Origin of the sequence: Methylobacterium sp. J-048, from assembly GCF_022829515.1 — a bacterium.
In the GTDB taxonomy this organism is placed as follows: domain Bacteria; phylum Pseudomonadota; class Alphaproteobacteria; order Rhizobiales; family Beijerinckiaceae; genus Methylobacterium.
In genome coordinates this window covers 1-16,543 of sequence record NZ_JAKSYL010000306.1, presented here as the reverse complement: position 1 = coordinate 16,543, position 16,543 = coordinate 1, and the positions used below count along the sequence as shown (strand labels likewise).

15 protein-coding genes and 1 pseudogene are annotated in these 16,543 nt (G+C 63.8%); 10 read left to right on the top strand and 6 right to left on the bottom strand.

The window, feature by feature from the left end; genetic code table 11:
• Positions 1–53 precede the first annotated feature (53 nt).
• The 3 genes from MKL09_RS31555 to MKL09_RS31545 form a co-directional block, all read right to left on the bottom strand.
• Positions 54–524, bottom strand: a complete 471-nt coding sequence (locus tag MKL09_RS31555; protein WP_244025888.1) for a hypothetical protein — start codon at positions 522–524, stop codon at positions 54–56.
• Between the two features lie 1,274 nt (positions 525–1,798).
• Positions 1,799–1,960 carry a hypothetical protein gene (locus MKL09_RS31550; protein ID WP_244025887.1) on the bottom strand — a complete coding sequence of 54 codons (162 nt, stop codon included), beginning with the start codon at positions 1,958–1,960 and terminating at the stop codon, positions 1,799–1,801.
• A gap of 211 nt (positions 1,961–2,171) precedes the next feature.
• Positions 2,172–3,848: a methyl-accepting chemotaxis protein gene (locus MKL09_RS31545; protein WP_409567029.1), complete on the bottom strand. Its 1,677-nt coding sequence runs from the start codon at positions 3,846–3,848 to the stop codon at positions 2,172–2,174.
• Positions 3,849–4,198: 350 nt separating this feature from the next.
• Here MKL09_RS31545 and MKL09_RS31540 point away from each other — a divergent pair, with 350 nt between their 5' ends.
• The 3 genes from MKL09_RS31540 to MKL09_RS31530 all read left to right on the top strand — a co-directional run bounded on the left by MKL09_RS31540 (position 4,199) and on the right by MKL09_RS31530 (position 6,310).
• A complete protein-coding gene (locus MKL09_RS31540; protein WP_244025885.1) occupies positions 4,199–4,624 on the top strand; it encodes a hypothetical protein in 426 nt (141 codons plus the stop codon).
• Positions 4,624–5,802 carry a glutathionylspermidine synthase family protein gene (locus tag MKL09_RS31535; protein ID WP_244025884.1) on the top strand — a complete coding sequence of 393 codons (1,179 nt, stop codon included), beginning with the start codon at positions 4,624–4,626 and terminating at the stop codon, positions 5,800–5,802. The genes MKL09_RS31540 and MKL09_RS31535 overlap by 1 nt, the downstream gene beginning before the upstream one ends.
• A gap of 61 nt (positions 5,803–5,863) precedes the next feature.
• A complete protein-coding gene (locus MKL09_RS31530) occupies positions 5,864–6,310 on the top strand; it encodes a hypothetical protein (protein ID WP_244025883.1) in 447 nt (148 codons plus the stop codon).
• A gap of 101 nt (positions 6,311–6,411) precedes the next feature.
• Here MKL09_RS31530 and MKL09_RS31525 read toward each other — a convergent pair whose 3' ends face one another.
• Positions 6,412–7,167, bottom strand: a complete 756-nt coding sequence (locus MKL09_RS31525) for an SDR family NAD(P)-dependent oxidoreductase (RefSeq protein ID WP_244025882.1) — start codon at positions 7,165–7,167, stop codon at positions 6,412–6,414.
• Between the two features lie 255 nt (positions 7,168–7,422).
• Positions 7,423–7,998 carry a hypothetical protein gene (locus tag MKL09_RS31520; protein ID WP_244025881.1) on the bottom strand — a complete coding sequence of 192 codons (576 nt, stop codon included), beginning with the start codon at positions 7,996–7,998 and terminating at the stop codon, positions 7,423–7,425.
• Between the two features lie 189 nt (positions 7,999–8,187).
• Between MKL09_RS31520 and MKL09_RS31515 the strand changes: the two genes are divergently transcribed.
• Entirely contained in the window at positions 8,188–8,643 is a 456-nt protein-coding gene (locus MKL09_RS31515) for a hypothetical protein (RefSeq protein WP_244025880.1), read from the top strand.
• On the opposite strand, the pseudogene MKL09_RS31510 reads toward MKL09_RS31515, so the two are convergent.
• Positions 8,611–9,813 (bottom strand): annotated as a pseudogene (locus MKL09_RS31510) (IS3 family transposase). The gene MKL09_RS31515 and the pseudogene MKL09_RS31510 sit on opposite strands and share 33 nt — an antisense overlap.
• 505 nt (positions 9,814–10,318) lie before the next feature.
• Here MKL09_RS31510 and MKL09_RS31505 point away from each other — a divergent pair.
• From MKL09_RS31505 to MKL09_RS31480, 6 genes are all read left to right on the top strand, one after another.
• Positions 10,319–11,620, top strand: coding sequence for a Fic family protein (locus MKL09_RS31505; protein ID WP_244025879.1), 1,302 nt, complete (start codon positions 10,319–10,321; stop codon positions 11,618–11,620).
• The gene (locus MKL09_RS31500) at positions 11,617–12,189 is read left to right on the top strand and encodes a Shedu anti-phage system protein SduA domain-containing protein (RefSeq protein WP_244025878.1); all 573 of its coding nucleotides are present in this window, start codon (positions 11,617–11,619) and stop codon (positions 12,187–12,189) included. The genes MKL09_RS31505 and MKL09_RS31500 overlap by 4 nt, the downstream gene beginning before the upstream one ends.
• A gap of 520 nt (positions 12,190–12,709) precedes the next feature.
• Positions 12,710–13,321, top strand: a complete 612-nt coding sequence (locus MKL09_RS31495) for a TetR/AcrR family transcriptional regulator (RefSeq protein WP_244025877.1) — start codon at positions 12,710–12,712, stop codon at positions 13,319–13,321.
• A 48-nt stretch (positions 13,322–13,369) separates the two neighbouring features.
• Positions 13,370–14,881, top strand: a complete 1,512-nt coding sequence (locus MKL09_RS31490; RefSeq protein WP_244025876.1) for an FAD-dependent monooxygenase — start codon at positions 13,370–13,372, stop codon at positions 14,879–14,881.
• A gap of 10 nt (positions 14,882–14,891) precedes the next feature.
• On the top strand, positions 14,892–15,317 hold the full coding sequence (locus MKL09_RS31485) for a cupin domain-containing protein (RefSeq protein WP_243962919.1): 426 nt from the start codon (positions 14,892–14,894) through the stop codon (positions 15,315–15,317).
• 54 nt (positions 15,318–15,371) lie between these two features.
• Positions 15,372–16,121 carry a hypothetical protein gene (locus MKL09_RS31480; protein ID WP_243962918.1) on the top strand — a complete coding sequence of 250 codons (750 nt, stop codon included), beginning with the start codon at positions 15,372–15,374 and terminating at the stop codon, positions 16,119–16,121.
• Positions 16,122–16,543: the final 422 nt, after the last annotated feature.

The window sequence follows — 16,543 nt, the reverse complement described above, 5'->3', positions numbered from 1 at the left end:
GTTAGCCGCAACCGGAACCGCGCAGATCGGAGTAGATTGGCTGATAACCGGCGTCATCTAGTGGTGAGCTCCATGCGGACCCTTTTTGCGGCAGCCGCTCTCATCATGAGCGTCGGCTCAGCCTGGGCACAGAGCGCCAACGGCAACTCACCCTCCATCGCCAGTGTCAGCGTAGCGCCGGCTACGCCCGGCACGGTTGGGCTGTCGAGCGCATCGATCGAGCCGACCGGATCCATCGCGAACGCCGGCGGCTTGAGTGGCAGTAGCTTCCCGTCGATCTCGAGCCTGACCGGCGGGATCACCAACGCCGGTGCCCTCAGCTTCGGTGGCGGTGGTTCGGGCGGTGGGAGCGTGCCGAACCCGGCCGGCAGCTCATCGACGACGTCCACCCCAGCAGGCTCGCTCTCAACCGTCAGCACCGGTCTCAACGTGACGGGGCTCACGAGCCTCTCCACCTCCAGCAGTCTTTCAAGCGGTTTGACCGGGGGGACCGGTACATCGAGCGGCCTCACCGGATCGAACACGGGCACGACGTCTGCCGTGAGCGCGAACGGCGTTCAGGCAGCGACGACGGCCTATCAGACTGGGTTCATCAATTCGGGCGTGAGGGCCACGGTCAGCTCTGGGCTTAGCGGAGGCTCTACAGGCGGCACTACATCGGGGTCCGGCACGGCGTCCGCGGTGGGAAGCAGCTTCTCAGGAGGCACAGCGTCCATCTCCGGGACGGGAGCAACCACCAACTCAACCATCCTGGGCGTGGGAACTGCCAACTCCGTGCAGACGACGAGCGGCGGTGGCTCGACGGGAGGGGCCGCTATCGTCAGCAACTCGGCGACTCTGACCGACCAAGCCGCCAATGCGGCACGCGCGACGACCACGAGTGGGACGGGCGGTGGAGCGACGGGAGGAGCTGGCATCGGAAGCGCTGCGGCGAACACACCGGTCGACGCTTGCAGTCAAACGTTCGGCGCTACGTGCCCAGGCATTGGCTTCTAATGATCGGGCTTGCCGCTTGTCGCCGAAGTGTAGGATAGAGCGGGCCTAGTGGGCCGCGCCACCGCGTTCAATGCAGCCCCACCAGGAAGGTCCACCACTCCCCGTAGGCCTCGGTCACACGCCCTCCTGGACGAGCGGCGACGTGCTCCTCTGGATGAAGAGCTCGCTGAACACGGACTCGCGCAGGCCTCCCAGGCGAAGCGGGCCTCAGTGGTCGACTACCGCTCGTGACGGCGGCCTACAGCGCGCAGCGGTCAGAGATCTCGAAGGCGATCGGGTTAGATGCCGATCCGCTGGGCGCGGCAGGCGGCGGACTTGGCGGAATGACGTGTCCTGAGCAGTACAAGTTCGTCTCTTTCGCTGCTCAGGACAGAATTGAGATCCGTGTCAGCGGCTTCCTGCAGCGGGTTTCGACCCCGAACCTGCGTCGTTGGCGCCCGTGCTGTTCGTAGTCCCGGATCGGCTCATATTGCCTGTCGACGGACCGCTGCCGTTCGCTCCCGGCGTCGAGCCGGACCCAGCATCGTTTGCCCCGGTGCTGTTCGCTGTCCCGGACCGGCTCGTCGGCGCAGAATTGTTATCGGCAGCGAGTGCCGATGAGCCTGCCAGCAGTAAGCCAGCGACGGCGAGCGTAATGACCTTCATCACGTATCTCCCTATGCCCGGGCGATCGGATTTTAGACGTTGCCACCCGGTTTTACCGGAACGCTAGCTTAGCGCGCCTGTTCCTGCGCAGCGCTTCGCCCAGGATCCCCAGCGGCCGGGTTGCCCCGGCTGAAGGCCGTGAATGTCGGGAGCGAACCTACGGTTTGGGTTTCTGCGTCGCCGGTGCCGATTGGTCGGTCTGCGGCTCGAGCTGCCCCGTGGCCGGCTTCGTGGGTGTGTTGTTCTGGGCCTGCTTATCATCGCAACCTGCAAGACCGAGGACGAGCAGGGTCAAGAGAGCCGGGATCCTGAGGTTCATCGTATTTTCCTCCACCCGCGTCGCGAGGCGGGCGAAGAACGCCGGGCGATCGTGCGCCGTTCCTATCTGCTGCGACCGGCGGTGTCGGGCGAACGTCGAACCGGAGAACTTTCAAAAGGCGCCGGAGGTCGCGCAGAAGCTGCGCTGGGTCAAAAAGCAGTACTCCGACCGGGATGGCGCGTCAGCGACACCACACGCCATCTCACCGGCCTCAGGCCGCGCGCACGGTAGCGAGGAAGCGGTCGACCTCGGCCGCCAGGTGCTCGGACTGCCGGGATAGCTCCGAGGCTGCACCCAGCACCTGAGTCGCCGCCGCGCCTGTCTCCTCGGCCGCGCCCGCCACACCCGAGATGTTGTTGGTCACCTCCCCCGTGCCGATGGCGGCCTGGGTCACGTTGCGGACGATCTCTTGAGTCGCCGCGCCTTGTTCCTCCACAGCTGCCGCGATGCTCGTGGCGACGCCGCTGAGCTCCTGGATGCGGCCGGTGATACCGCCAATCGCGGTCACCGCTTGTCCGGTGGATGCCTGGATCCGGGCGATCTGTCCGGATATCTCCTGCGTGGCTTTAGCAGTCTGCTCCGCCAGCGCCTTTACCTCCGAGGCCACGACGGCGAAGCCGCGGCCGGCCGCGCCGGCCCGCGCTGCCTCGATGGTGGCGTTGAGCGCCAGCAAGTTGGTCTGGCCGGCGATCGACGAAATCAGCCCGACGACGTCGCCGATCCGACCGACCGCGCTGCTGAGCTCCTGCACCAAGGTACCGGTCTGATCAGCCTCGGCCACCGCCATCCGGGCGAGATCCGCCGAGCCGGCGACCTGCCGGCCGATCTCGTGGACGGATGAGCCCAGCTCCTCGGCAGCGGCTGCAACGGTGTTGACGTTGGAGGCGGCTTCCTCGGCGGCAGCCGCCACCGCGCCGGACTGCGCAGAGGTCTCTCCGGCCATGGCCGACATGGCTCCGGCCGTGGCCTGCAGTTCGGTGGCGGAGGCGGACACCATCCCGATGACACCACCGACCGCGGCCTCGAAGCTATCGGCCATCTGGCGCATGCCCGCCTTGCGTTGCTCCTCCGCGGAGCGGCGCGCCTGGGCGGTCTCCACTTCGAGCTGGCGGCTGTGGATCAGGTTGTCCTTGAACACCTGCACCGCGGCCGCCATCGCGCCGATCTCGCTTCGCTCACCCGTGTGCGGCACGTCGGTCGCCGTATCGCCATCCGCGACCTTGCTCATCGCGCCCGCCATCCTGCGGATCGGGACGGAGATCGTGGTCACGGACATCCAGCCGACCGCGAGAGTGATCGCAGCGACCAGGCCGAGGACGACCAAGATCGCGAACTGGCCGCTCCGTCCAAGCTCGGCCGCTATAGTGGCTTCCTGCTTTCCTGCGGCTTCATTGAAGCTGACATCGGCCTTGAGCGCCGCGCGGGCGGCATTTAGGGCAGGCAGCATGCCGTCCAACAGGTAGTCGCTTGCACCCTTGGCGTCGCCGGCGTCCAAGTACCTGAGATACTCGTCAGTCATGGCCGTATAAGCCGGAACCGTGGTCGCAACCGCCTTCCAGAGAGCTTCTTCGCCAGCACTGACGAAGGGCACGTACTCCGCAAGATCCTTGGCGACGTCGGACAGACTTGCGCGCAGGCGCGTCAGGGACTGTGGTCGGCGTTCTGGATTGGACACGAGGTAAGCGAGCTGCCGGCTGCGAAGGGCCTCGAAATCGGCGCCGAGTCGGCCGAGAATGCGAACCGATGGTAGCGTATTGCCACCAAGGCTGTCGGTGGCGACGCTCAACTGCTGTAGCTTCGCATAGCAGAAGGCACCGAGCCCAGCTGACAACACGAACAGCAGGGATAGCGCCCCGATGAGACGGGCCCGGATGGTGAGGTTCGACAACAAGACCAACTCCCTTACCGCTGCTGTCTGATCTCAAGTAACGATTAAGATTATGCTTATGACGATCGCTATATCCGCTTCGGCGGCGGTCTACTCGACCAGGAAAGATAATGACAGACGAGGCCGTTCTGCCATAGGTCGCCGAAGCGGGCACTGACGGGATACGCCGGCCGAGAGCTGCCCTTCCGCAGTCGGTGGCGCTACTTCGCGGCTTGCAAGACGGGCGGAAGGGCATCCGCGCCACGTCGAGACGGCCTACCGCCCCACAAGCATTCGGCCCCGACTGACGTCGGTCTGATGCGGCTGACTTCTTTGTGAAGAGGGCGGCACGCGGATACAATAACCGCATCATGAAGCGCTCCCGCCACGTCACCCTCGTCCTCCTCGGCACGACGGCGCTCGCCGGGTGTCAGGACGATCGGTCAGCCCCACCCCAGCCGACGCCGCAGCAGTTCGCCGAGAGCCTCGCCCTTCCGGTCCCGAAGCCCCATTGCGACCGTCCGGAGGATTTCCCGCGTCCGGAATGCCACGACCCGCAAGCGCCGGTCGCCGCGGCCAGCACCGGGCACGCCTCGTCCTCAGGTGGCCATGGCGGGGCTGGGATCTTCTGGTTCTTTCACGGCGGCGGCTCGTCCTACGGGCCGGCGACGCCGGCAGCCCATGCCTATGCCGCGGCTGGACCTGCGGTGCGTGCTGCAGCGCCAGCTGGCACGACGTCGTTCGGCGGCTTCGGCTCGATCGGACGGGCCATGGCGAGGTTCGGTGGAGGTTCGTGATGCGGCGCCACAGCTTCACGCCTCGGCCGGGCTGGCGCGCGCTCGCCGACAAGAGCGGCTTCCACTTTCACACCGATGAGGACGGGCACGCGGTCTGGTCCGAGTCGGCTGCCTACAGCTTCACCCTCGCGCAGATCGAGGAGGACCTTGAGGCGCCCACCGCCGCGCTGCACCAGCTCTGCCTCGATTTGGCTGCCGAGATCTCCGAGAGCCCAGCGCTGATGACCCGCCTCGGCATCCCGGATTGGGCGCACGCCCTAGTGACGCGCAGCGTCCGCGCCCGCGACGCGCACCTCTACGGCCGCTTCGACTTGGCCTACGATGGCACCGGTCCGGCGAAGATGCTGGAGTACAACGCCGACACCCCCACCGCCCTGTTTGAGACGGCGGTGTTCCAGTGGCGGTGGCTGGAGGACCTGCGCGCGAGCGGCGCACTGCCGGCGGACGCCGATCAGTTCAACTCGGTCCACGAGCGCCTGGTGGCCCAACTCTGCCTGATCCGAAGCCGGGTCGGCGACGTGCTGCACCTGACCTGCATGACGGAGTTTCCGGAGGACCGCGGGACCGTCGGCTACCTCGCCGACTGCGCTGCCCAAGCCGGCCTTCAGGTACGCCTGATCGACGTGTCGGACATCGGCCTGCACCAGGAAGGCGACCGGTCGTCCTTCGTCGACAGGAGCGACGCGCCGGTGCACCTGCTGTTCAAGCTCTACCCGTGGGAGTGGATGCTGCGCGATGGCTTCGGACCAGCGATCGCCGCCACCGGCACCACGTTCATCGAGCCGGCCTGGAAGATGGTGCTGAGCAACAAGGGCATCCTGCCTCTGCTCTGGGAGCGCCACCCGGGCCATCCAAACCTGCTGCCGGCCTACTTCGAGGACGACCCGCGCAAGTTCGAGCTCGGCAAGAGCTTCGCCCGCAAACCGCTGCTCGGCCGCGAGGGCGCCAATGTGACGATCGTCACCGACGGCCAGGTCGCCGCGACGGAGGACGGGCCGTATGCAGAGAGCGGCTACGTGCGTCAGGCTTTGGCGCCGATCCCCGAATTCGACGGCCGGCGCGTCGTGATCGGCTCCTGGGTGGTCGGCGACGAGCCGGCCGGGATCATTCTGCGCGAGAGTGCCGGGCCGATCTCCAACGACACCGCGCAGCTCGTGCCGCATTTCATCGAGCCATAAACGGTGGCAGACGAATGAAAACCCCTATCGAACGAGGGGAGAACGGAGGAGGCGCTCGGGAATGCCGATCTACATGGGAGGGCGCGTCACGCGGATGATGCTCCGCGACCAGCGAGATCGGCTCTATGTGTTCGCAGACAATCTTGAGCGTCGTGGCTTGCGCGGCCGGCCGGACGAGATGCGGGGTGAGCCGAACGCGGTCGGCATCCCGACGAGGCGATCTCCCAGTCAGCTCGTCGACGCCTTCTTCAGCGACGATGACCTCGACGCTTATTACACCGAGAGCCGGGCCGCGTTTCAGCGCCTGGTTGGCCGCCTCCGCAAGGGTGGCATCGTGGTTCTGCCCGTCGATGGACTTGAGACCGGAGCGGACCGCCTCAAGGAGAAGGCGCCCGTGATCTGGCAACAGCTGCAGGACGACCTCGCCCGATTGCATGCGGTTGCCGCCGAGTTCGCTTCGTCTGCTCCGCTGGCCCGGGCCGGCGAAAGCGAACCGGTTGGACCCTAGTGGTCGAAATCTGACGCTAGATAACCCACCCGTGAAGTCCGCAACGGGTGGTGAGCGGTCTTCACCTCATGGCCGGAAAGCGGACCTTGGCTCCACTCCCACTACGTGAGGTTCAAACCTCCATCCGAGAGCAAGATCTCTCCGGTGAGATAGTCCGACGCCGCCAGCAGTGCGACGGCCTGGGCGATGTCCTCCGGCTTGGCAGCCCGGCGCATGGGCGAACGCTCCCGCCACAGCGTCTGGGCAGCCGTCCAATCCGCCGTCAGGGGGGTGTCCACCAAGCCTGGGGCGACGGCATTCACACGGATGTCCGGGGCTAACGATACGGCGAGCAGACGGGTCATGTGGTTCAACGCCGCCTTCGATGCAGCATAGGGGATCGATGCGCCTTTGGGTCTGACCCCAGCATGCGAACTGACGTTGACGACGCAGGCCGGCCGACCGCGCCGGGCGGCATCCCGCAAGGCGGTTTCGGCTTCTGCCACGAGGCGGAACGGTGCCACCACGTTGACCTCGTACAGCTCGTGCCAGACCGCCGGCGAAGCGGCTTTGAGGTCGGCGTGAGGGATGACCCGGCTGATGCCGGCGTTGTTGACCAGAACATCGAGACGACCCCAGCGGGCGATGGCCTGCCGCACCAGCCTGACCCTGTCGGTGTCATCGGCAAGATCGGCCTGGACGTAGGCGGCCTTCCCGAGTTCGGCGGCGAGCGCGTGTCCCGTGTCCGCAGAATTGCGCGAGTGCAACACGATCGCGTAGCCATCGCTGGACAGCCGACGAGCTATTGCCGCTCCGATGCCGGAGGTGGACCCGGTCACAAGGGCGACGGGCGGCTCATCATCAGGGGCTTGGCTCAAGGGCTATCCTCCATTCTGCGGCGATGTGGCCTCGGACCCAATGGCGAAAGCGCGGCGTCGTCGTCGTCGGCGTCGGATACCAGAGTTAGCGTGCCCAGAGGCAGACATTCAGGGCGGCTGCTCCGGGTCGTGAGCGGGCGCGTAGGCGATGTCCGCTTCCATCGATCACTGCCCGAAAGCAGAATGACGGGAAGCCACCCGAAGCAGACACCGGCCGGAACCAGAATTTGAACCCCGGTTCAATGGTCGGCACGATCACTTCGCAGTCTCGGCGTCAGCCGGTTCCGCATTGATCACGTCGCCTAGGGCTGCCCGGCGCTCCGCCAGGATCTCAAACAGCCGGGCCGCCATGGTGGCGAGGTCCCGTTGCGCTGACATCCGGGACACCACCTCGGACGACGCCTCCGGCAGCGTGCCGATCCGCTCGATGACCTTGGGCGACAAGCCTAGGAGGGCCGACCGCTGATCCTGAAGGCTGGCGATCAGCGCGAGCACCTTCACGCGGTCTCGGACGCTAGGATCCCGCTGGTTGTCGATCGCGCCATAGGCCGCCCAGGCTTGGCTCTCCACGAGATCGAGCCGCGCCAGGGCTTCGCCGCGGAACCGGGCTATGTTCCGCCCTCCCCCGGTGATGGTCCAGCGCGCCTCTACGCGTTCCTGATACCGCTGCACCTGTCGGGTCCCGAGCCCGAGCATGGTGGCGATGATGTCCGGCCGGACCACGCCCTTCAGCATCAGCATCTCGACGCGGCTGACGTCTTGCTCCGCCCGCAGCTCCTTGTCGGCGCCGGCCGGGATCGTGGCATCCGGCGGGGCGTGAACCCTCTGCATGGTCGCGGACACGGATTTAGCCGCCATCGCTCGACGGCTGGGCCTAGGTGCCAGAGCAGATTTTCTGAGCGGGCTTGGCATCGGTCGCTCCGAGTAGTGAGATCAGTGGCTTACACTACATAGGGCGATCAGCTAAGACGGTATTTCTACGAGGCTAATTCGGTCACCTGAGATGATGGCAATCGTTCTATGAGCTTCGGTCTGGCCCCACGACAACACCTCGAAATCCTCATTGAGGAGCGCAATCTATATCGACAAAATATCGACAGCATCCGTCTTGAAGTTAATTGCTGTGTCTGGACTAACCACCTGTCAGAGATCGTGTTCAGCACATACGACGGCACCGTACCGTCGAAGGTGTACAGCCAGCCCGACCACACGAGCTATCGCAGTCAGGTCACTGCGATGCATCCCGATCTTGGGATCATTCGCGATCTGTGCGACTTCGCGAAACATGGTCCAAGCCTTGGACGGGCGACCGTGAAAGCCAAGAAAACCGTCGTCCAGACGACACTCGAAGTGAGCGCGCTCTTTGCGATAGGTATCCCTCAACATGATGAGGTCACCCGCCTTGTTGTTGATCGGCCCCCACGAGGTGGTCCAAGGGTAAAGTTAGTGCACGGTGGGCCGCTCCGCCACGGGTAGCTTGGCCGGCGGAGCTGATCGGGCGAGCGCAGCCGGCCAAGCGGTGAAGGCTGGCACGAACACCTCCGGGGCCGGCGGCCGGTATCTCAGCGATGCATGCGGGCGCACGCCGTTGTAGTGACGTCGCCAGCTTTCGATGACGACCTGCGCTTCCCTGAGTGTGTAGAAGATCTCGCCGTTGAGGAGTTCGTCGCGAAGCCGTGCGTTGAAGCTTTCGACGTAGCCATTCTCCCACGGTGAGCCTGGCGTGATGTAGGCCGTCTCTGCTCCGACGCCGGTGATCCAAGCTTGTACGATCTTCGCAACGAACTCCGGGCCGTTATCCGAACGGACATGGCTAGGTACGCCACGCAGGATGAACAGATCCGAGAGCACGTCGATGACGTCGGTTGCCTTCAGCTTGCGGGCGACCCGGATCGCCAGGCATTCGTGCGTGAACTCATCGACCACGTTGAGCATCCGGATCTTGCGTCCATCATGCGTGCGGGCCTCGACGAAGTCATACGACCACACGTGTTTGGGATGTTCCGGGCGAAGACGGACGCAGGAGCCGTCGTTGTCCCAGATCCGCCCCCGCTTGGGCTGCTTAGCTGGGACCTTCAGACCCTCACGCCGCCAAATGCGCTCGACGCGCTTGTCGTTGACGAACCAACCGGCCGCCTTCAGCAATGCGCTGATCTTGCGGTAGCCATAGCGTCCGTACTTCTCGGCCAACGCCACGAGATCGGCCGTCAGCGCCTCTTCATCATCGCGGCCCCGCGGTACCTTGCGCTGTGTCGATCCTTCGACAGGCTCAGGATGAGGGATGCTGTCCGAGCGCCCGACAAGCGCGGCGCTCGGAGACGGTCATCGTCCGCATGATGTGCTCGACACAGGCGCGTCGGCGCGCAGGGCTCAGAAGTTTCCCCGGGACGCCTCCTGCAAGATCAGCTTGTCCAGCGTCAAATCGGCGATGGCTTTTCGAAGCCGAGCATTCTCGGTCTCCAGACTCTTCATCCGTCGAACTTGATCTGACTTCAGCCCGCCAAACTCACGTCGCCACCGGTAGTACGTCACCGAACTCACACCGAGCGCGCGGATCGCATCGGCCACGCTCTGGCCCTGTGAGATCAGCACGTCCGCCTGACGTAGCTTCGCGACGATCTCCTCGGGCTTCGGGTGTTTTGCCATCTCGTCCGTCCTCCAGGCTCAAAAGCCATACCAAAGGGCGGACCAATTCAATGGGGGCTGACCAGCCGCCATACGGACGAATATTGGCACATCCCAGAAGCAGACACTCGTCGACTGCTCGGCAACTTCGGCCCGGGGTGAATTGCCACCATTAGCATTCTTCCCGAAGGCCGCCATTCAGCTCAGCGTGCGTATCGTTCGATCCAGTGCATCGGTTGCCTGCCCCACCCAGCTCTACGGCGCGGGTAGGCCGATAGCCTACATGGCGTCTCCATTGTTGTCGGTGTCCATCCAACGACCAATGAGTTCGGTGCAGTCTGTGGTTGCGGTCAATCGCTGCCACAGCGGCATCCATAGGCAGTCCCGATGCATGTTAGACCACGGCGTGCTACGTTGGTTGGCAGTTGCGCAATTGCGAGGTGCCAGCCAACTGCGTTTCGCCTATGAACGCAGCGAAATTTGCCGCCGATGGTAGACCGATAGAGGCCTTTTAGGATGCTCAAACATGGCCGGAGATGAACTGATTCCTGCCGTAGCGCGTCTGCTCACCGCAAGAAATCAGCGAGCGATTGACCTTGATGAGGTGCAAGAGCAACGGATCAGTTTCGCTTATGGAAACGGTAACATCGACGGAGAGGGCTTCTCACGGGCGACAATGTCTGTGGTGGTTCCGGCTATCACCGACGTAGGTGGGACCAATATCGGAGCAACCTTCACGCCGAATTCTGTCACTCACCGGCACGAGGCAGAGGGTGCCGTTCGACAGTTTGATGCCACCCTAGATTTGATTCGTCGCTTTACTGAGCCTGGCGCGCCCAAATTTATGCTCGATCCTTCAATCATTGAGGTTCTGCACAGTGCGCTTCTCACGCGGGGCGATACCGGTGGCATCCGCACTGAAGAAGTAACGATTCGCGGCAGCAACTTTGGTCCACCTGCCCCCAATCTGCTCCGCCGTGAGCTAGATAGCATGTGTGATGTAATAAATTCGGAATGGGGGACGCTTGATGCGCTAGAACTTGCGGCTTTCGCTCTTTGGCGTCTAAACTGGATCCATCCTTTTGTAGACGGCAACGGCCGAACTGCCCGCGCCCTTAGTTATCTTGTCCTTAATATCAAATTGGGCGGAGTACTGCCGGGGACTCCAACAATCCCCGAGCAACTCCTACACCGACGCGCTGAATATTTGGATGCACTTGCAAGGGCAGATATCACTGCAAAATCGGGGCATGTGGACCTAACCAATCTTCGCGATCTCGTTGGTTCTATGTTGCAACGACAACTCGAAGCCTTTCCCGCGTTCGCTGCGGACGAACTCCATCAGATCGACGACATCGTCGAGCGGCGATTGCGAGGTGGGAGGAACGCCGTTGCATCGTCAGTGTTTGGCGACGACGTCATGCAACGTCTCTGGACGATCGACGACTATGTTGTACTGCAACTTGGGCCTGAGGCGGCGATAGCTGACGCCGAACGTCGACACCGGGAACATGACAATGCCTTTCCGAGATTGCTCGCGTCACATTCAAGTCGGGCAGTTGTCCAAGTAGGTGCACACCAAAGAGGGATCATTCTACGCGATCAGTTTTCTCTCTCAGGCGAACAGTTCGCACTTGGGCTGGAGCATAACGCTGCTGCGACCGTCGAGCACCCGGTCGTACGGTGGGAGGAAGCGTCAACCGCGCAAGGTTGGTCAGCAGTTGGCGCGCTATACATCCTGCGATTTGGACGGGAGCTGACGTCGAGCACCGCCGGAGACGTATTCGACCTTCTGCTTACCCGCCACCTCGCGAGCTTAAAGTCGTGACGTTGACTACTGCAGAATGGGCATCATTTCGTGCGCTCATCGACGAGCCAGTCGACCATAAGGAATTGGAGTGTCAAGCGTATTTAATTCACGCTGCTGGTCTTCTCCTGCCCGGTGATCCCTCGAGCATAGTTGCAGCAACGGAAGAACGTAATTTCTTTGGACGCACTGACTTCATCATTGCGGCGGATATTCTTGATGACACAAATCAAAATTCTCGTCATGCCTATATATTTGAGCTAAAAGCGCCTCAATGCCACCTCTTTGAGACGGTCACCGCAAATCGTTGCCAGCCGACCCGCGATTTTATAGCTGCCGAGAATCAATTATTGCATTACTATGATGAGGCTGTTGGAAATGCGCGGTTCCGTCAACGCATGAATATCGTTGATCAGGACAACATCCACATTGGCGGTGTGATTATAGGAACGCTTGGGCGCCTGCTCAGGGGTGGGGGAAATTTGCCAGCTGCCCGAACTGCTTTGAGAGTGCGGGAGAAATACTTCTATCCAAATAGAAAATTACGTGTTTTGACTTGGGACCGTATTTCTGATTACGTCCGGCCCTGAAGAGGCTCACTAGTTCGGAAGGAATATGACCGTGTCCTGCAGTAGATCGTACGGCAGACATATCCTAGGCGAGGCAGAGCGCGTTGAACTAAAGGTCGCTTTGCTGCCAGAACATGTCGTCGAGCCGTATCGAGTTGCCGCAGATCGGGCCCTCTGAGCTCCTAGGTGGATCGGGAGCGGGCGGAGTAACTACGTCCGCTTTCCTGCCTCGACGCCCGAAAGCAGATCGGCAGAAACCCACCCCGAGCAGCCCTTCCGATCTCGACCCAACCCAGCCGCCTGAGCTGCCGTCAGCGTTTCTCCAAAGGAACCGTTCGCCAGCCCTCTGGCAACTTCGGCTCCGGTTGGGAACCGGACCTCGGCCTTTCGCCCCGAAGCGGACCTTCAGCATTCAACCCAGTTGGCCATTGGGACGTGTCCGAACGCTCCTCCTCAGCAAATATCGCTGTCACCTCATCCACCGCACTGACGAACTGTTCCTGCCCACCGCCATTCGGGTACATGCCTCGCAGGAATGCCATTGACGTCGTACTGCGGATCGGTGTTTGGTATGTCTACCAACCAAGGCGAGTCGGTGAATGAGCGCAGACAGCAGATCCTCGAAGCGGGCCTCGCCACCCTGCGCGAGCACGGCTACGTCGGCTTCACCCAGCCGCGCGTCGCTGCCCGCGCCGGCCTGCGCCAGAGCCACATCACCTACTATCACCCGACCCGCCTCGACCTGCTCGCCGCGGTCGGTCGCGCTGCGGTGGACCGCCAGCTCGCGGCGGTCGATGCCACGCTGGGTTCCCTCACCACGCTCGATGAAGCAGCCGGCGCCATCGCCGAACTCGTCACCCGCTACGAAAACACCCGCGTGCTCATGGCGCTCGTTCAGGCCAGCGATGAGGAGCCGCAGCTGCGCCAACTCTTCGGCGAACTGGTCGACGGTATCGCCTCCCATGTGACGGCGTTCCTCAGCCGCATCAGCGGCTCACCCGTGGCCGAGGAGTCAGCTCGGTTCCTACACGCCCTGTCTGTGGGGCTCTCCGTCGTCAGCCTCGCAACCGGACGTCCGGACGGCAAGCAGCGCGCCGCCGGCATGATCAAGACCGCGCTGCACCTCATCGTCGGAGGCTCCGGACCCGCTTAGCGGTCGTCCCAGGGCGCACTCCTGCGATACTGCGATCTGGAGAAGCCCATGACGCCTTCCGTTCTCATCGTCGGCGGCGGCCCCGTCGGCATGACGCTCGCGTCCGAGCTGACACGCTACGGTGTCGGCGTGCGCATCGTCGATCAGGCGGCGCAGCGCACCGACAAGTCGAAGGCTATGGTGCTGTGGAGCCGCACGCTCGAACTCCTCGACCGCGGCGGTACTCAAGGTGCGGCGTCCTTCGTTGACGCAGGGTTCAAGGTCGAGGGGGTCACGTTCGTGGCCGGCAACGAAGTCGTTGGTCGCGTAGCCATGGACGCCATCCCGAGCGTTCATGCCTACGCGCTGGCCATACCTCAGTCCGAGACCGAACGGCTGTTGGAGGAGCGTCTCGTCGAGCAGGGTCTCACCGTTGAGCGTAGCACGCAGGCGACGTCATTCACGATGGGTGCCGATGGCGTCGAAGCCACGTTGCAGCGCGCCGATGGCACGCAGGAGACGGTCTGGGCGGACTGGCTGGTCGGCTGCGACGGTGCCCACAGCGCCGTGCGCCACGCGCTCGACATGCCGTTCGCAGGCGAGACGCTCTTGAGCGACTGGTTCCTCGCCGACGTGCACATGACGGGCTATCCTCGTACCGACACGGACGCTTCGATCCATTGGCACAGTGACGGCGTCCTCCTGATTTTTCCGATCCAGGCCGGCCGCTACCGCATCATCGGGGACCTGCCCTACACCGATGCAAAGACCGCCCCGGTGCCGACGCTCGAACAGGTGCAAGCCCTCGTCGACCGACGTGGCCCCGCCGGCACGACGCTGTTCGACCCGGTCTGGCTGTCTGGCTTCCGCATCAACGGCCGCAAGGTCGCCGCCTACCGCCAGGGGCGGGCCTTCCTCGCGGGCGACGCCGCACACGTCCACAGCCCCGCGGGCGGCCAAGGCATGAACACGGGTATGCAGGACGCCGTGAACCTCGCCTGGAAGCTGGCGCTTGTGGTGCACGGTCGAGCGGAGGAAGCCCTGCTCGACAGCTATAGCTCAGAGCGCAGCGCGGTCGGCGACGAGGTACTTAAGGCGGCCGAACGGCTCACGAGCGTAGCCACCCTGAAGAACCCCGTTGCGCAGGGCGTTCGCAACGCGGTCGGGCGTCTGCTGCTCGGCCTACCGAGCGTCTCGCACGGCGTGGCCGACACGATGTCGGAGGTGGCGATCCACTACGCCAACAGCCCGCTCAACGGTCCGAGTGCGCGCGAGGGCGTGCGGCCGGGCGAGCGCGTGCCCCCGGTCGCCGGACAGGTGCCGGTCGGAGCCGGGGTGGCGCCACAGTTCGCTCTCTTCGCGGAACCGAGCGCGGCGATCGACGACATCGTCACCGAGTTCGGCGACCTCGTCGAGGCCGACGTTCGACCGGCGCTGCACGCGGGGACGATCTCCCTTGTGCGCCCTGACGGCTACCTCGCTTGCTCGGCCGCGAAGCCGGAAGCGATTGCAGCCTATCTCGCCCGGATCGCGACGCACGCTGACCGAGCGCCAGTTGCGAAGCGCGCACAGCATGCCTGAGGAGGCCGCCATGCCGACACCCATTCGCTTCGGGGGCCTGGAGCTATGCTTCCTCCAAGATGGCCAGGGGACTGGCGGCGGTCTCGATCTGTTCACGACCGCCGTGCAACCCGGCGCCGGCATGCCCATCGCTCACTACCATGAGAGCTGGGACGAGACCGTTTACGGCCTATCCGGGACGACGACGTGGACGGTCGCCGGTCGGGATGTCGCCGTCGATCCAGGGGCGTCCATCTTTATCCCCCGGGGAGTCGTGCATGGCTTTGCCAACCGCTTGGACCAAGCCGCGGTCTTCCTCAGCATCCTAACGCCTGGCGTCCTTGGCCGAGCATACTTCGAGGAGACCGCCGCACTCGTGAACGGGGGCCATGCCAACCCCGAGGCCATGCGCGCGGTGATGCTGCGCCACGGCCTCGTGCCGGTGATGCCGACCTGAGGATCATCCGAGATCGGTCCGGAGTGGCGGAGGAACGGGCTCGTGGGGGCTTTGGTGACCGCGGTTATCGTCTTCTCGGCCATCGGTGCAGCAAGCCTCGTCGGCCTCGTCCTCGGCCAACGCCTCCCGGCCGGGCAGATCGATGGGCAATCCCGCGACACCGTCCGGCTTGTGGCCGCCTTCCTCTCGACCCTGTCCGCGCTGGTGCTCGGCCTGATGATCGCCGCGGCGAAGTCGAACTATGATGAGCGCAGCGGACAGCTGCGCCGCATCGCCGCCGATGTCGTCGCGCTCGACCGCGCGCTTGGCCGCTACGGCGTGGACGCGCGAGAGATCCGTGACCAGTTGCGTGCGGCCCTGATCGACGAACTGCAACATCGCGCGGCGGCAGAGCCGAACGAGGACGGGAGCCTCGCCCGTCCCGTGCGTGACGCCCGGTTGCTCGGTCTTCCGGACCGCATCCAAGCGCTCACCGTGCAGAGCGAGGGGCAACGTTCTGCCCGGGATCGGGCAGGCCAACTTGCCGACGGCATCGCTGCCACGCGCGTGCTCATGACCCAGGATCCCGGCGGGTCGATCCCACCCGCATTCCTGATTGTGCTCGTGTCGTGGCTGGCGGCGATGTTCTTGAGCTTCGGCTTGTTCGCGCGGGCGAACGCAATTGTAGTTGCAGCGCTGCTGTGTGGCGCCTTGTCGGTGGCGGGGGCGGTGTTCCTGGTCCTCGAACTCGATCAGCCGTTGGACGGGCTCCTGCGCTTGTCGGTCGAACCGCTGCGCCATGCCATCGAGACGATCGGAGGCTGATGAGAGGAGACCGGACGGACCGAAGATGTGGTCCAGCCGTCTGATCGACGTCGAACGTCTGCAGCATCAACTCTCCGATCAAAAGCAGGTGGTCACAACCCACCCAGCCCGGTCTTCAGTCGCCGTCCGTCAAACTGCCGGGAAGCGGACCTTCCAAGGGTTTGTGAAGGGTGGGAAGCGGAAATTAACTCAACGCTTGGAAGCGGATCTTCAGCTCCGCCCCTGGCTCCGTTGTTCGGGGTAATGCAATTAGTATTATAAGAATTGCCCAGGGCCGGGCTCCATTTTGGGGCAGCTTGGTCTCGCGCATGACCAGAGGGTGATCGGAAAGCTCCAGCTTAGAATTTCTTCAGATTTGAACCGTTGTAAGTGTGTGAAATACAACACGTTTTCGGCTTGATCAACGATCCGTGAACAGTGAT

Bases quoted from the DNA above. Each gene is read 5' to 3' on its own strand.
- MKL09_RS31550 (WP_244025887.1), bottom strand. From the start codon at position 1,960: ATGAACCTCAGGATCCCGGCTCTCTTGACCCTGCTCGTCCTCGGTCTT.
- MKL09_RS31535 (WP_244025884.1), top strand. From the start codon at position 4,624: ATGCGGCGCCACAGCTTCACGCCTCGGCCGGGCTGGCGCGCGCTCGCC.
- MKL09_RS31520 (WP_244025881.1), bottom strand. From the start codon at position 7,998: ATGCAGAGGGTTCACGCCCCGCCGGATGCCACGATCCCGGCCGGCGCC.
- MKL09_RS31530 (WP_244025883.1), top strand. From the start codon at position 5,864: ATGCCGATCTACATGGGAGGGCGCGTCACGCGGATGATGCTCCGCGAC.
- MKL09_RS31505 (WP_244025879.1), top strand. From the start codon at position 10,319: ATGGCCGGAGATGAACTGATTCCTGCCGTAGCGCGTCTGCTCACCGCA.
- MKL09_RS31490 (WP_244025876.1), top strand. From the start codon at position 13,370: ATGACGCCTTCCGTTCTCATCGTCGGCGGCGGCCCCGTCGGCATGACG.
- MKL09_RS31540 (WP_244025885.1), top strand. From the start codon at position 4,199: ATGAAGCGCTCCCGCCACGTCACCCTCGTCCTCCTCGGCACGACGGCG.
- MKL09_RS31485 (WP_243962919.1), top strand. From the start codon at position 14,892: ATGCCGACACCCATTCGCTTCGGGGGCCTGGAGCTATGCTTCCTCCAA.
- MKL09_RS31515 (WP_244025880.1), top strand. From the start codon at position 8,188: ATGAGCTTCGGTCTGGCCCCACGACAACACCTCGAAATCCTCATTGAG.